This is a genomic window from Rhodococcus sp. IEGM 1330 (assembly GCF_033142445.1).
Lineage (GTDB): Bacteria > Actinomycetota > Actinomycetes > Mycobacteriales > Mycobacteriaceae > Rhodococcoides.
In genome coordinates, this window is the sequence record NZ_JAWLSB010000003.1 from 437568 (window position 1) to 451067 (window position 13500).

General features: G+C 65.5%; 14 protein-coding genes. 5 read left to right on the forward strand and 9 right to left on the reverse strand.

Going from position 1 to position 13500, the window contains the following annotated elements; all coding sequences use genetic code 11:
* Positions 1-6 precede the first annotated feature (6 nt).
* Together R4P57_RS10280 and R4P57_RS10285 are read right to left on the reverse strand one after the other, a co-directional pair.
* Positions 7-969: a lipase gene (locus tag R4P57_RS10280; RefSeq protein WP_317802717.1), complete on the reverse strand. Its 963-nt coding sequence runs from the start codon at positions 967-969 to the stop codon at positions 7-9.
* Between the two features lie 138 nt (positions 970-1107).
* Positions 1108-2196, reverse strand: a complete 1089-nt coding sequence (locus R4P57_RS10285; protein ID WP_317802718.1) for a magnesium and cobalt transport protein CorA — start codon at positions 2194-2196, stop codon at positions 1108-1110.
* Positions 2197-2254: 58 nt separating this feature from the next.
* Between R4P57_RS10285 and R4P57_RS10290 the strand changes: the two genes are divergently transcribed.
* The 4 genes from R4P57_RS10290 to R4P57_RS10305 all read left to right on the forward strand — a co-directional run bounded on the left by R4P57_RS10290 (position 2255) and on the right by R4P57_RS10305 (position 5444).
* Positions 2255-3091, forward strand: a complete 837-nt coding sequence (locus R4P57_RS10290; protein WP_317802719.1) for a PHP domain-containing protein — start codon at positions 2255-2257, stop codon at positions 3089-3091.
* Positions 3088-3702: a MarC family protein gene (locus tag R4P57_RS10295; RefSeq protein WP_094633854.1), complete on the forward strand. Its 615-nt coding sequence runs from the start codon at positions 3088-3090 to the stop codon at positions 3700-3702. The genes R4P57_RS10290 and R4P57_RS10295 overlap by 4 nt, the downstream gene beginning before the upstream one ends.
* Complete coding sequence (locus tag R4P57_RS10300) at positions 3699-3986, forward strand: hypothetical protein (protein WP_317802720.1); 288 nt, start codon at positions 3699-3701, stop codon at positions 3984-3986. The genes R4P57_RS10295 and R4P57_RS10300 overlap by 4 nt, the downstream gene beginning before the upstream one ends.
* Positions 3987-4238: 252 nt before the next feature.
* On the forward strand, positions 4239-5444 hold the full coding sequence (locus tag R4P57_RS10305; RefSeq protein WP_317802721.1) for an NADP-dependent malic enzyme: 1206 nt from the start codon (positions 4239-4241) through the stop codon (positions 5442-5444).
* 77 nt (positions 5445-5521) lie between these two features.
* Here the strand turns inward: R4P57_RS10305 and R4P57_RS10310 are convergent, their stop codons facing one another.
* The 4 genes from R4P57_RS10310 to R4P57_RS10325 are packed head-to-tail and all read right to left on the reverse strand — an operon-like array spanning position 5522 to position 9031.
* The gene (locus R4P57_RS10310; protein WP_317802808.1) at positions 5522-6214 is read right to left on the reverse strand and encodes an ABC transporter permease; all 693 of its coding nucleotides are present in this window, start codon (positions 6212-6214) and stop codon (positions 5522-5524) included.
* Positions 6211-6876, reverse strand: coding sequence for an ABC transporter permease (locus tag R4P57_RS10315; RefSeq protein WP_317802722.1), 666 nt, complete (start codon positions 6874-6876; stop codon positions 6211-6213). Before R4P57_RS10315 ends, R4P57_RS10310 begins: the two co-directional genes overlap by 4 nt.
* The gene (locus R4P57_RS10320) at positions 6873-8057 is read right to left on the reverse strand and encodes an ABC transporter ATP-binding protein (protein ID WP_317802723.1); all 1185 of its coding nucleotides are present in this window, start codon (positions 8055-8057) and stop codon (positions 6873-6875) included. Before R4P57_RS10320 ends, R4P57_RS10315 begins: the two co-directional genes overlap by 4 nt.
* Positions 8057-9031 carry an ABC transporter substrate-binding protein gene (locus R4P57_RS10325; RefSeq protein ID WP_317802724.1) on the reverse strand — a complete coding sequence of 325 codons (975 nt, stop codon included), beginning with the start codon at positions 9029-9031 and terminating at the stop codon, positions 8057-8059. The genes R4P57_RS10320 and R4P57_RS10325 overlap by 1 nt, the downstream gene beginning before the upstream one ends.
* Positions 9032-9238: 207 nt before the next feature.
* Here R4P57_RS10325 and R4P57_RS10330 point away from each other — a divergent pair, with 207 nt between their 5' ends.
* Entirely contained in the window at positions 9239-10129 is an 891-nt protein-coding gene (locus tag R4P57_RS10330; protein ID WP_317802725.1) for a glycine betaine ABC transporter substrate-binding protein, read from the forward strand.
* Here R4P57_RS10330 and R4P57_RS10335 read toward each other — a convergent pair.
* Genes R4P57_RS10335 through R4P57_RS10345 form a run of 3 tightly spaced genes read right to left on the reverse strand, consistent with a single transcriptional unit; the run spans position 10085 to position 13455 of the window.
* Positions 10085-11041 carry an alpha/beta hydrolase gene (locus R4P57_RS10335; RefSeq protein ID WP_317802726.1) on the reverse strand — a complete coding sequence of 319 codons (957 nt, stop codon included), beginning with the start codon at positions 11039-11041 and terminating at the stop codon, positions 10085-10087. The two genes, R4P57_RS10330 and R4P57_RS10335, sit on opposite strands and share 45 nt — an antisense overlap.
* 12 nt (positions 11042-11053) lie before the next feature.
* On the reverse strand, positions 11054-11887 hold the full coding sequence (locus tag R4P57_RS10340; RefSeq protein ID WP_068053168.1) for an SDR family NAD(P)-dependent oxidoreductase: 834 nt from the start codon (positions 11885-11887) through the stop codon (positions 11054-11056).
* Complete coding sequence (locus tag R4P57_RS10345; protein ID WP_317802727.1) at positions 11884-13455, reverse strand: NAD(P)/FAD-dependent oxidoreductase; 1572 nt, start codon at positions 13453-13455, stop codon at positions 11884-11886. Before R4P57_RS10345 ends, R4P57_RS10340 begins: the two co-directional genes overlap by 4 nt.
* Between the last annotated feature and the right edge of the window lie 45 nt (positions 13456-13500).

Consider the following 13500-nt stretch of genomic DNA (forward strand, 5'->3'; position numbering starts at 1 on the left):
GCCCATTCACCGCGCGTAGGACGCCAATTCCGGTTCGGCGGTGACGGAATCCTCGATGAGGTGCCGGGGTACCTGGGCCAGATACTTCAGTCCGGTGATCGCGGCACGAGCGTCGTAGCGCAGATTCGGCATGGTGGCCGTGAAGCACAGGTTGTTCGAGATGCGTTCGCGGACAGCAGGTCCCTCGTGGTCGAGCGCATCGAGGACGATGTTGTAGGCCACGTTGTCGCCGAGAATCGTGAAGTGTTCGACGGGCCGGAGCGGACAGACGTCTTGTACGGCGAAGTTGGCGGCTCCGGCGAGGTTGCTGGCGTGCGGTTGCGGATAGATCAATTGGTCGAATTTCGTGTGGATCGAGGTGTAACTGGGCCCGTCCGGCAACGGACGCGCCGCCAGCGAGGTGAGGAACGTCGATCCCGTGGCGATCTGCCAGTTCGCCGGCGGGCACTCCTGCGAGTCGTCACATCCCGAGCGCGCCGAGTCGGTGCCGTTGTACGGGGTGGCGAGCGAGATGACATCCGACACCAGAGCGGGCAGATCCGGCCAGAACGTCAACGCCCAGAGCTCGTCCAGTGGACCGTGCTGGTGACCCATCATGACGACCTGGCGACCGCTGTCGGCGGCCATGGTGCGGACCGCATGCACCACGTACTGGGCGGCGATCTGCAGGTCGCCGTACCCCTCGTCGGGAAGGGAGAGGCTGCACACCGGTATCCCTGCGGCGGGCAGTGATTGCAGATAGTTCCAGCCGAAGGATTGCTGATCGGTGGCGAAGGCCGGGGCGAGCAGGACCGGATCGCGGGTGGCGTCGTGCAGATCGGTGGTGCATGTGAGGGCGTGGTCGAGGGCGGCCGGTTCGACGGTCAGCACGGGACCTGGATCGGGGTTGCCCCCGTCCGATGCGGTTCCCGGTACCACCGTGGACAGCACGGCGATGGCCGATGCCATTACCAGTGAGCGGATTCTCATCGATCCCTTCCGGACGACAATGCAGGGCTTCTGCAGTCTCATCCGGTAGGAACCGGCGGGCTCGCCTCCCGAAAGGGGTCGGGGTAATCACCGACAACCGTCCAACTCTGTTGGACGATGTCCAATCTGCGAACGTTGCTAGAGCCAGTTGTTCTTGTGGAACGTCCGCCACAGCCCGATACACACGCACAACACGACCGCGACCGTCAGGTGGTATCCGTACGTCCAGTGCAACTCGGGCATGTTGTCGAAGTTCATTCCGTAGATGCCCGCGACCATCGTCGGCACAGCAGCGATCGCCACCCACGACGAGATCTTGCGCATGTCCAGGTTCTGCTGCATCGTAACCCTGGCCAGCGCGGCATCGACCAGTGAGCTGAGCACCTCGTCGTACTCGGAGATGCGTTCGGCGACGGTCGTGTGATGATCCTGCACGTCGCGCAGGTAGCGTCGCACCGCCTTGGGGACGCTCGGCTCCTGCACCAGACGTGCCAACGGCGTCGACAGCGGTGTCACCGAACGGCGAAGCTCGACGACCTCCCGCTTGAGGAGGTAGATGTTCTCGATGGGCACGTGGTGGTGCGGCGAGAACACTTCCTCCTCCATGCCGTCGACGTCTCGCTCGATCGAGTCGGTCACCGCGAGGTACTCGTCGACGACGTGGTCGGCCACCGCGTGCAGTACTGCCGAAGGACCGAGTGCGAGCTGTTCGGGGTTCTCCTCGAGGCGCTGACGCACGCCGGCCAACCCCGAATGCTCCCCGTGCCGGACGGTGATGACGAAGTCACGGCCGACCATCACCATGATCTCGCCGCTCTCGACGATCTCGTTGGCGGTCGTCACCGACTCGTGCTCGACGTACTTCACCGTGCGCAGCACCAGGAACGCGACGTCGTCGTACCGCTCGAGCTTGGGCCTCTGATGGGCGTGCACGGTGTCCTCGACCATCAGCTCGTGCAGGCCGTAACACTGGGCGATCGCGCTCATCTGCTGGTCGTCGGGTGCATGCAGACCGACCCACACGAATCCTTCGCCGCGGGCACGCACCTCCGCGATGGCCGAGGTGTGGGTGAACCTGCCGGGCAGTCGAGCACCGTCGACGTAGACCGCGCAGTCGACGATCGCGCGGGCCGTGGGCACCGGAATGCGCGGTGTCGGCTCGGGACCGGCCTTGGCCGATCGTCGATGCAGGGACGGCAGCGACGGGCGTGGTGGAAGGGACGGCATGGCGGGCAATCGTACGCCAGCAAAACGACGAGAGAGTGGGCCTGGAACACTGTCGAAGGTGCTCATCGATCTCCACACCCACTCGACGGCGTCCGACGGCACCGACAGCCCGGCCGAGCTGGTCCACGCCGCAGCCGAGGCGGGATTGTCGGTGGTGGCTCTGACCGACCACGACACCACCTCGGGATGGGACGAAGCGGCCTCCGCACTGCCGACCGGTCTCACGCTCGTGCGCGGCATGGAACTCTCGTGCACCGGACGCGGTGAGGACGGCGAACCGGTTCCGGTGCACCTGCTGGCGTATCTGTTCGACCCCGCGAACGAGGCGTTCGCGGGCGAGCGCGCTCGGTTGCGCGGCGAGCGGGTCACTCGATTGCGTGCCATCGCCGAGAAGATGGCGGCGGACGGTCTGCCGATCGATCCCGACGCGGTGCTGGCCTCGGCCGGTGCCGCGGCCGGGCGACCCCATCTCGGCCGTGCGCTGATCGACGCCGGTTACGTCCCGGACATGAACGCCGCGTTCGCCGGTCCGTTGGCGACCAGCGGCAAGTACTACGTGGAGAAGACGGACACTCCGCTCGAGGCCGCAGTGCAGATGATCGCGGCAGCCGGCGGGGTGAGCGTGCTCGCGCATGCCCGCGCCCGTGCTCGCGGCCGAATACTCGACTTGGACCAGGTTCGAGAGCTGGTGCCGTCGGGGCTCGGCGGAGTGGAGGTTCATCACATGGATCACTCGCCGGAGGACACCGCGGTGATGGCCGATCTCGCCGCGGAACTGGACCTGATCGTCACGGGATCCTCGGATTACCACGGCACCAACAAGACGGTGAAGTTGGGCGAATACACCACTGCCCCAGAGCAATACGACCGTCTGGTTGCGGCGGCACGGCCATGACATTCGACGTGACGCTCTATCTGACGGTGTTGATCACCCTGTTCGTCATCATGGACCCACCTGGCGCGATCCCGGTGTTCCTGTCGTTGGTGGGCCGCAAGAGCAAAGAAGCACGCAACAAGGCCGCGTGGCAGGCCCCCGCGGTCTCACTGACCGTCATCTCGGTGTTCGCGATCGGCGGCCAGGCGATCCTGAGCTACCTGCACATCGGCATCCCGGCACTGCAGGGCGCAGGCGGGTTGCTGCTGCTGCTCATCGCGTTGTCGCTGCTCACCGGAAAGGGCGCGGGCGGAGACACCGCCGCGGAGGACGTCAACGTGGCACTCGTGCCGCTCGGGACTCCGCTCATGGCCGGCCCCGGTGCCATTGCCGCGGTGATCGTCTACGTCAGCCAGGCCGACGGTGACGTCGGCTCGTTTTTGGCAATTGCGTTGGGCATCATCACCATTCATGTTCTGTTCTTCCTGGTGCTGCGATTCTCGACGGCGCTGATCCGGCTCCTCGGAGAGGGCGGGATCTCGCTGTTGGCACGCATCGCCGGTCTGTTGCTCGCCGCCATCGCGGTGCAGTTGATCGCGGATTCGGTTCGCGGATTCGTGGCCGGCGGATGACCGGGGCAGGGGCCGGGCTCCGATTCCTGCGCGGGCTCAGCGGCATCGTCACCGCGGGACTGGTGGTGCTCGCCATCGGCGTCGCCGTCACGCAGTATCTGGGCCACTCCCGCGGCTTCCCCGGTCCGGGTGGTCTCTCGGTTGCCGCCCATATCGTCGCCGCTGTCGTTGCCGTGATCGCTCAGCGCATCACCGATCACCGTCGCGGATTCTCGGCTGTTCTCGGGGCGATCGTGGTCTTCGTCGCCACCGGCCTCGTCCTGTGGACACAATGGTGGCAGTAGAAGCGGTAGTGGCAGTGAGTACCCGTTCCTGACTCTGTGGTCAGGTGGGGCGGCGATATGGCACACTGGGGCACCGACAGGGCTACAGCCCATCGCTGATCGTGCAGGCGCACCCGCCTCACATGCGAGACACGCTCTCGGCAGTTTGCAGCCAGCACTGGCGCACTCCGACGGCCCTCATTTCCACCCACTCACTTCGTTGACATTTCGTCGCCTTGCTGGTCGAGGTCGACAGTGCGAGGAGCTTTCACCGTGACGGCAGTCGAAGACACCGCAGCAACACACACCGCACCGGCCGGGCCGGCGGCGATCACCGACGAGGAGATCTTCGCCGGGCATCTCGGCGGGAAGCTGTCGGTCGAGTTGGCAGCGCCACTCGACACGCAGCGCGATCTCTCGATCGCCTACACCCCCGGAGTGGCCCAGGTCAGCCGCGCCATCGCCGCCGATGCCTCGCTGGCCAAGCGATACACCTGGACCGATCGCCTCGTCGCCGTCATCTCCGACGGCTCCGCAGTGCTCGGCCTGGGCGACATCGGTCCTCGTGCGTCGTTGCCGGTGATGGAAGGCAAGGCCGCACTGTTCAAGAAGTTCGCGGGCCTCGACTCCATTCCGATCGTGCTCGACACCAACGACGTCGACGAAATCGTCGACACCATCGTGCGGTTGCGGCACAGCTTTGGTGCCGTCAACCTCGAAGACATCTCGGCACCGCGCTGTTTCGAGATCGAACGCCGCGTCATCGAGGCGCTCGAATGCCCGGTCATGCACGACGACCAACACGGCACCGCCATCGTCGTCCTCGCCGCGCTCAACGGGGCCGCGAAGGTTCAGGGCCGCAACACCTCCGAACTGAAGGTCGTCATCTCCGGTGCCGGGGCAGCAGGCGTCGCGTGCGCCAACATGCTCCTCCTGGCCGGCATCCGGGACGTGGTGGTGCTGGACTCGAAGGGGATCGTCTCCGCCGATCGCATGGATCTCACCAGCGTCAAGACCGATCTCGCTGCGCGCACCAACCCGCGTGCACTGTCCGGCGGAGCGGCCGACGCCCTGGCCGGAGCCGACGTGTTCCTCGGTCTGTCCGCGGGCAAGGTCGACGAGAGCTACATCGCTTCGATGGCCGCGGACTCCATCGTGTTCGCGCTGTCCAACCCGGATCCGGAGATCCATCCGGAGGTGGCGAGGAAGTACGCAGCCATCGTCGCGACCGGACGCAGCGACTTCCCGAACCAGATCAACAATGTTCTCGCCTTCCCCGGTGTGTTCAAGGGCGCGCTCGACGCAGGTGCCCGCCGCATCACCGAAGGCATGAAGCTCGCCGCTGCCGAGGCAATCCTCTCGGTTCTCGGCGACGAGTTGGCTGCGGACAAAATCGTGCCCAGCCCACTCGATCCTCGTGTCGCCCCGGCCGTTGCGGACGCAGTTGCGGCAGCAGCGCGAGCCGAGGGCGTCGCGTAGGAAAACGGAAAGAAACACCGGCGAACTCGGCCCCACCCGGGCCTGCGGTTCGCCGGTGTCTTTCGTTGTGGGACGAGTCAGACTTTCGCGAGTCCGGTCGGCATCCGCCGCAAGCGACCGGTTCCCGGAACGGACGTCCACACCGCGAGGGCGAGAAGGCCGTCGACGATCAGGGTCAGCAGTGCCACCAGGATCGCGCCGACGAGAACGCGGCCGTAGTCGTAGAGCGCGAGCCCGTCGAAGATGTAGCGGCCGAGCCCACCGAGGTTGACGTAGGCAGCGACGGTCGCAGTGGCGATGATCTGCAGGGTGGTGTTGCGCAATCCGCCGAGGATCAGAGGCAGCGCGTTGGGGATCTCTACCCGAAACAGCACTTGGGTCTCGGTCATCCCCATCGCGCGGGCGGCGTCGACGACGTTGGCGTCGACGTTGGCGATGCCGGAGTACGTGCCGGCCAACAGCGGAGGAATGCCGAGCAGCACCAGCGCGATGATCGGTGGGATCAGACCCAATCCGATCACCAGAACCAGAAACACGAGAATGCCGAGGGTCGGCAGCGACCGCAGCGCGTTGACCAGTCCGACGACGACGGCCTCACCGCGGCGCAGGTGACCGATGAGCAGACCGATGGGTACTGCGACGACAGCCGAAAGCAACACTGCCAGCAGGCTGTACCACATGTGTTCGATCAGTCGTGCGCCGATTCCTGTGGGACCGGCCCAGTTTCCGCCGTCGAGTATGTACGAGAAGGCTTCCGAGAACAGGTTCATGCGCGTGCCTTCTTCTTCGGCGAGCCCGAGCCGAGTCGCGTCCACGGTGTGAGTCGACGGCCCAGGAGGTACAGGGCCGCGTCGAACACCAACGCCAGGAACACGATCGAGATGATGCCCGCGAAGATCTGATCGGGATAGTCGCGCTGGTAACCCTGGGTGAAGAGTTGACCGAGGCCACCGATTCCGATCACCGAGCCCACCGAGACCAACGAAATGTTGGTGACCGTCACGACGCGAATGTTGGCGATGAGCACCGGAAGCGAGAGCGGGAGTTCGACGGTCACCGCGCGCCGCAAGGTCGAGTAGCCCATGGCCTGAGCGGAATCGACGACGGCGAACGGTACCGAATCGAGCGCCTCGGGCACAGCGCGCACCAGCAGCGCCGTCGAGTACACCGCCAGCGCGATCACGACGTTCAACGGATCGAGCACGGGCAGACCGACCACCGCCGGGATGGTGACGAACAGTGCGAGCGACGGAAGGGTGAACGCAATACTGGCCACCGTCAACGTGATTCGGCGAACCCACTTCGTGTTCCGGATGAGGGTGCCGACCGGGATGGCGATGAGCAGCCCGACCAGCAGCGGGACGAGCGAGAGATACAGGTGCGTCTTCGTGTAGCCGAGAACCACATCGAAGTTGTCCAACAGCCAGGTCACTGCTCGGTGTCCCCGCTGGAGAGGAAGTGGTGCCGGTTGCGCTCGGAGTCCTCCGACTTACGTTGCGCAGCCAGGTGTTCGAGGATTTCGGCACCGTCGACGCTACCCACCGCCGCCCCGGATGCATCGACCGCGACACCGATTCCCGACGGCGAGGAGATCGCCGCGTCGAGTGCCTGACGGAGATCGCCGCCCTCGAGGAACAGAGAACCGCCCGCCGCGGTGCTGTCGTCGATGCTGCGGCCGTCGCGCACCTTCTCGACTCCGGTCGCGTCGATCCACCCGAGTGGACGCCGCTGCTCGTCGACGACGAGGACCCACTGCCCCTGGTCCAGTCGGAGGCCGTGGATCTCGTCCTGCGTCGCCGTGTGGATCGGGTGCATGGTCACCGCCTGCGCCGAGCGAAACGACAGCCCGCGGTAGCCGCGATCGCGGCCGACGAACGACGCCACGAATGACGTTGCCGGGGCGGCGAGTACGGTCTCCGGCTTGTCGTACTGCTGCAGTCGGCCCTGTGGTCCGAAGACCGCGATGCGATCACCGAGCCGGACGGCTTCGTCGATGTCGTGGGTGACGAAGACGATCGTCTTCTTCAGATCGGCCTGGAGGCGCAGCATCTCGATCTGCAGTTCTTCACGAACCACCGGGTCCACCGCGCTGAAGGGCTCGTCCATCAGCAGGATCGGTGGGTCGGCGGCCAGCGCGCGGGCCACGCCCACCCGCTGTTGCTGCCCGCCGGACAGTTGCGCTGGATAGCGCGAGGCGAATGCCGGGTCCAGGCCGACGCGCTCGAGGACGTCGAGCGCGGCCTTGCGTGCAGCGCGACGCGATTCGCCGTTGAGTACCGGCACGGTGGCGACGTTGTCGACGACGGTGCGGTGCGGCAACAACCCGGCACTCTGAATGACGTAACCGATGCCGCGGCGCAGCTTCACCGCGTCGATGTCTGCGATGTTGCGGCCGTCGACCGTGATCACACCCGAGGTGGGAGCGATCATGCGATTGATCATGCGCATCGACGTGGTCTTGCCGCAGCCGGACGGCCCCACGAACACGGTGAACGAGTGTGGCTCGATCACCAGGTCCAAGGAGTCGACCGCCGTGGTGCCGGCGGGAGTGGAGCCTGCGGAACGACCCCCAATGCGCGGATATGTCTTGTTGACGTGCTCGAAGGTGATCATCAGCTGACCGGCTGGTCCAGACCCTTGGCCTTGACCCACGCCGCTGCTGCCGCTGCCGGCTCGACCTTCTCGTCACCCGAGACCGAGGTGTTCAGTGCGATGAGCTCTTCGGTGGTGATCTGTGCCGACACGGCGTCGAGCACCTGAGTGAGCTTGTCCGACTGCTTGGTTGTACGTAGCACAGGAATGATGTTCTGGGCAGCGAAATTGTTCTCCGGGTCCTCGAGGACGACGAGATCGTTCTGTGCGATCGAGGGCGCGGTGGTGAAGATGTCCGCCGCGACGACCTGCCCGGAGACGAGTGCCTCGACAGTGGCCGGGCCGCCGCCGTCGGAGATCGGAATGTAGTTGCCGGCCGAGATGTCCAGGCCGTACTTGTCTCGCAGACCGGGCAGACCGCCGACGCGCTCCTGGAACTCCGGGGTACCGGCGAAGGTCACCTCGGAGGAGAACGGCGCGAGGTCGCCGATGGTGGTGAGGTTGCGCTCGGTGGCGGTCTGGCGAGTGACGACGACGGCGTCCTTGTCCTCTCCCGGTGCCTGCGCTGTCACGGTGAGGTCGTCGCCCAGAGCCGCAGGCAATGCGGCCAGGACGTCCTCGGAGGACGTGGCGGTCGCGGATTCGTCCAAGTACTGCAGCAGGTTTCCGGTGTAGTCGGGGATCAGGTCGATCGACCCGTCTCGCACTGCGGGAATGTAGGCCTCACGGCTGCCGATGTTGAGCTTGGTGCTCACCTCGAAACCGTTGGCGCGCAAGGCCTCGGCGTAGATGTTCGCCACGGTCTCGGACTCGGGGAAGTTGGCCGAGCCGATGATGATCGAGTTGGTGTCGCTGTTGCTCTCGCCGCCACCGCTGGACAGTGGATCCGAATTTCCGCCGCAGGCGGTCAGAGCGGTGACCGAGAGAGCGAGTGCGGCAACGGCTGCCACTGCCCTCGGAGCGGAGAACGCGCGCGTGATTCGGGAGGTGGTCATGGTGTCCTTCCATCGGTTCGGGCACAGTCCTACCCATCTCCTTCGACCCCACTCGCGGTGCGGGGGCATCGAAGGAACCAGGACTCGGGCTGCTCGGGATGGTAGTCGAATTCCGCGTGCCCATAAGGTTGGTTCGACTACCGTCTCGTTCGCACTAGTGCCCCGCGGCCGAGATCGGTAAACCACCCGTGCAGTGAACAGGAGAAAATGACAGTGCGATCGTCGGTTCTGGCAGCGGCCCTGATGATGTCGATCGCCGGACTGGTCGGCGGTTGCAGTGCTGACACGTCGACCGACCCTGCTGCCGTGCCTGTCGTCGTCGGAGCGGGCAGCTCGGACCTGTCGGGTCTGCTCGCGCAGATCTACGCCGGGGGACTGCGGTCGACGGGAGCGGACGTCTCGGTGAAGGAAGACCTGGGCAATCGGGCCGATTACCTCGCGGCGCTCGACCGCGGTGAGGTGACGATGGTTCCCGACCTGACCGGAGAGCTGCTGCGCACCTTCGACACTCTGTCCGCGGCAACCGAGGCCGAGGACGTGTACACGGAACTGAACCGATCACTGCCGGCCGGCCTGTCGGTGGGGGATTACGCCACCGCCGAAGACCGACTTGCCATCGCCGTGGCGTCGGGCACTGAATCGGGCGACGAGACGGTGACCGAGTTCCTGGGGCGCGAGGAAAGGGCCGTGGGAATCGTGGACGGCCAGGTCGATCCGATGGACGTCATTGCGGAAGGCACGAGGAGTCCTACGTTCACAGGGGCGTCGTTCACCGACATGACCCCGTATGCCGATGCGCAGTCCGCCGTCGACGGGTTGAACTCCGGGGAGGTCGACGTACTGGCGATTCGCACCGCGTCGTTCGGCCCGCTGGCGAAGGATCTGACCACGCTGCCCGACGACGACCATGTGTATCCCGCGCAGAACGTGGTTCCGCTCTATGCCAACGGAGTACTCAGCGAGAGTGCTCTGAGGTCGTTTTCCGTGGTGGCGGGGGAGCTGACGACTGCGGACCTCGCCGACATGATCGGCGAGGTCCGCAACGGCGTTCCGTCAGGCGAGGTCGCCGGCCGCTGGCTCGGTGAGCGCAACTTGTGACACGGTTCCCGACGGCGTTGCCCTGACCTTGCGGCCCAGGTACGAGCCCATGTGATGGACGGCCTGAGCCGCCTCCCGCAGGATCGACGCCTGTAGATGGGCGACGTGCCAGAGCTTCTTGTATTCCACGTGTTCGAGCTCCACGCCGGACAGTCGCAGCTTGTCCGCGAACGCGGTGATCTGCGCGTACAACACCTCGTCGGTGCCGACGTGCATCACGATCGGCGGTAGGCCGTCCAGGTTTCCCAGGAGTGGGGCGAAGCCCTGATCGAGCGGATCGCCCGCGCCCAGGTAGGCATCGGCCGAGCTGTACGACCACCCGGTGTTGACCACGAGATCGCGGTCCTTGGGTGCGTCGCGCGCTCCGGGATCGACCCACGGCGAGATCAGGCCGAGGGCGGCCGGACTGGTTCCGTCGTCCACCAGACGCCGGGCGGTGGCCACCGTCAGGCCTCCACCGGCCGAGTCGCCGGCAATGGCGATGCGGTTCGCGGCGAATCCGTGGGATCGGACCAGCTCACGGAACGCCGCCACTGCGTCGTCCAGACCTGCCGGGTACGGATTCTCCGGTGCCAACCGGTAGTCGAGCACGTAGACCGCGCTGGCCGATTCCCTGGCCAGGTGCGCAGCCAGTGAGCGGTGCGTGTTGATCGATCCGATCGTGTACGCGCCGCCGTGCAGGTACAGGATCGCGGTGTCACGTTCGGTTGCCCCGACGGTGATGCGCTCTGCTCGCCGCCCGGCGAGCGTCAGCTTCTGCGAGACCGTTCCGTGCGGAAGCGTCTGCGCCGGAGCCGCAGCCTCGAGGAGGGCCCGCTGCACCCGGAAAGACAGGCGCGGATTCAGGGCGAGGCGATAGAAGGGCTTCAGCGCTGCCGCGACGATCGGCAGGGGAACGTAGAAGGCTTTCACGACGCGACCCGCCTACTTCTTCGTGCGCGGCAGCGCGCGCTTGGACACCGCAGCGATGAGGCCCTGGTACCGGGAGCCGGTGATGCGCTGCAGCAGATCCAGCGCAATGGCGTCGGACCCGATGAGCACACGACCCTTACCCTTCTCGACGCCCTTGAGGATGGTCTTCGCCGCGTCGATCGGGGTGGTCTTGGCGAGCTTGCTGTCGAAGAACTTGGCGACGTCGGCCTGGTCGAAGTTCTCCGCGACGGTCGCGTTGCGGGCGATGGCGGTCTTGATGCCGCCGGGGTGCACCACGGTCACCTTCACCGGTGCCTTGGAGATCAGCATTTCCATCCGGAGCGACTCGCTGAACCCTCGAACGGCGAACTTCGCGGCGTTGTATGCCGACTGAGACGGCATGGCCAGCAAGCCGAAGAGGCTCGAGATGTTGATGATGTGGCCGTCGCCGGAAGCCTGGATGTGTGGCAAAAAAGCCTTGGTGCCGTTGACGACTCCCCAGAAATCGACGTCGACGATGCGCTCGATGTCCTTGAACGAGGACTTGTCGACGTCACCGTGGTAAGCGATACCGGCGTTGTTGTAGATCTGGTTGACCTTGCCGAAATGCGCGACGACGGCCTCGGCGTAATCCAGCACGGTCTCGCGCTGGGAAACATCCAAGAAATCCGATTTGACCTCGGCACCCAACGCCTCGACCCGTCGAACGGTCTCGTCGAGTCCGGCGGTGTCGACGTCGGACAGTGCCAACTTCGCGCCGCGTCCGGCCAGCTCTAGGGCCAGCGCGCGGCCGATTCCCGAGCCCGCGCCGGTGACGACGGCCACCTTGCCTGTGAATGTGCTCATCGTGCGGACACCTTGTCTGTGTTGTTGCCGGCGGATTTGTTCGCCGACGATCCGGAGGGCAGGTCTGCGGTAGCGACGCTACGGTACGCATCGAGATCGAAGTTCCTGGTGATTCTGCGGAATTCGAAGGTGAAGCCCGGCCACAGCGTCGTGTTGTTGCCGTGCTTGTCGAGGTACCAGCTGGCGCACCCGCCGTTCATCCAGACGCTCTTGGCGAGCTGATCCTGCAGCGTCACGTTGTATTCGTCCTGCACGTCCTTGCGCACCTCGATGGTGCCGATGTCGTGCTTGTCGATGGTGTTCAGGGCGTCGACCAAGTAGTTGATCTGCGACTCGATCATGAAGACCATCGAGGTGTGTCCGAGGCCGGTGTTGGGGCCCACCAGGAAGAACATGTTGGGGAAGTTCGCGACCGCCGCGCCCTTGTAGCCCTGCTGTCCGCCGTCCTCGAAGGTTTCGGCCAGTGTGCGGCCGTCCTTGCCGGTGATGCCGTGGTAAGCGGGGGAGTCGGTGACGTGGAAGCCGGTGGCGACGACGAGCGCATCGATCGGGCGCTCGGTGCCGTCCTTGGTGACGATGGATCCCTCGCGAACCTCGGCGATGCCGTCGGTGACGAGGTCGACGTTGCTCTGAGCGAGTGCCGGGTAGTACGCGTTCGAGATCAACATGCGCTTGCAGCCGATGCGGAAGTTCGGGGTGACCTTGGCGCGCAACGCCTTGTCCTTGATCTGGGTGCGCAGGTGGTTCTCCGACGCCCACTGCAGCGGCTTCATGAAGGCCGGGGCCTTGGCCAGCCCGACGACCTGGGTCTCGCGCATCGCGTAGATGCCGGTGCGCGAGAGGCGCTGGAAACCGGGAACGTGCTTGAAGGCGAAGCGCTCGAGCTTGGTGTACGGGCGATCGGCGCGGGGGAGGATCCACGGTGCCGTGCGCTGGTACACGTCGAGGTGCTCCACCTGGCCTGCGATGGCGGGCACGATCTGAATCGCGGACGCGCCGGTGCCGATGACGGCAACGCGCTTGCCGGCGAGCGAGACATCGTGATTCCACTGTGCGGAGTGGAAGACGTCGCCTTTGAAGTCGTGGATTCCCTTGATGTCGGGCAGGTTCGGCTCACACAGCGCGCCGACGGCCGAGACGACGATCTTCGCGGTGTAGTTGCCGGTGGTGGTCTCGACGTCCCAGCGGCTCGTGTCGGCGTTCCAGCGAGCCGAGGTCACATCCGTACCGAACACGTGCTTGTCCATGACGCCGTACTTGCGCGCCACCCCGGCGATGTACTTCTGGATTTCGGGCTGCGTGGAGAACGAGCGCGTCCAGTCCGGGTTCAGCGCGAACGAGTAGGAGTACAGGTGCGACGGCACGTCGCAGGCGGCACCGGGGTAGGTGTTGTCGCGCCAGGTGCCGCCGACGTCGTGGCCGCGTTCGATGACGACGAAGTCCTTCTTGCCTGCCTTCGTCAGCTTGATCGCGGCACCGAGGCCGGCGAATCCGCTGCCGATGATCAGCGTATCGACGTGACGCGGCGTCGTTGCACGGTCCGAAGTATCTGTTACGGGAAGACTCATGTAGGGGAGCGTAGAAGCTTATTGAGTGTGAGTCAATAGTTATTG

What these genes read in the sequence shown, in the direction of transcription:
- R4P57_RS10285 (WP_317802718.1), bottom strand. Translation starts at nt 2,196, where the DNA reads ATGCCGTCCCTTCCACCACGCCCGTCGCTGCCGTCCCTGCATCGACGA.
- R4P57_RS10330 (WP_317802725.1), top strand. Translation starts at nt 9,239, where the DNA reads ATGACAGTGCGATCGTCGGTTCTGGCAGCGGCCCTGATGATGTCGATC.
- R4P57_RS10295 (WP_094633854.1), top strand. Translation starts at nt 3,088, where the DNA reads ATGACATTCGACGTGACGCTCTATCTGACGGTGTTGATCACCCTGTTC.
- R4P57_RS10300 (WP_317802720.1), top strand. Translation starts at nt 3,699, where the DNA reads ATGACCGGGGCAGGGGCCGGGCTCCGATTCCTGCGCGGGCTCAGCGGC.
- R4P57_RS10345 (WP_317802727.1), bottom strand. Translation starts at nt 13,455, where the DNA reads ATGAGTCTTCCCGTAACAGATACTTCGGACCGTGCAACGACGCCGCGT.
- R4P57_RS10340 (WP_068053168.1), bottom strand. Translation starts at nt 11,887, where the DNA reads ATGAGCACATTCACAGGCAAGGTGGCCGTCGTCACCGGCGCGGGCTCG.
- R4P57_RS10320 (WP_317802723.1), bottom strand. Translation starts at nt 8,057, where the DNA reads ATGATCACCTTCGAGCACGTCAACAAGACATATCCGCGCATTGGGGGT.
- R4P57_RS10310 (WP_317802808.1), bottom strand. Translation starts at nt 6,214, where the DNA reads ATGAACCTGTTCTCGGAAGCCTTCTCGTACATACTCGACGGCGGAAAC.
- R4P57_RS10280 (WP_317802717.1), bottom strand. Translation starts at nt 969, where the DNA reads ATGAGAATCCGCTCACTGGTAATGGCATCGGCCATCGCCGTGCTGTCC.
- R4P57_RS10325 (WP_317802724.1), bottom strand. Translation starts at nt 9,031, where the DNA reads ATGACCACCTCCCGAATCACGCGCGCGTTCTCCGCTCCGAGGGCAGTG.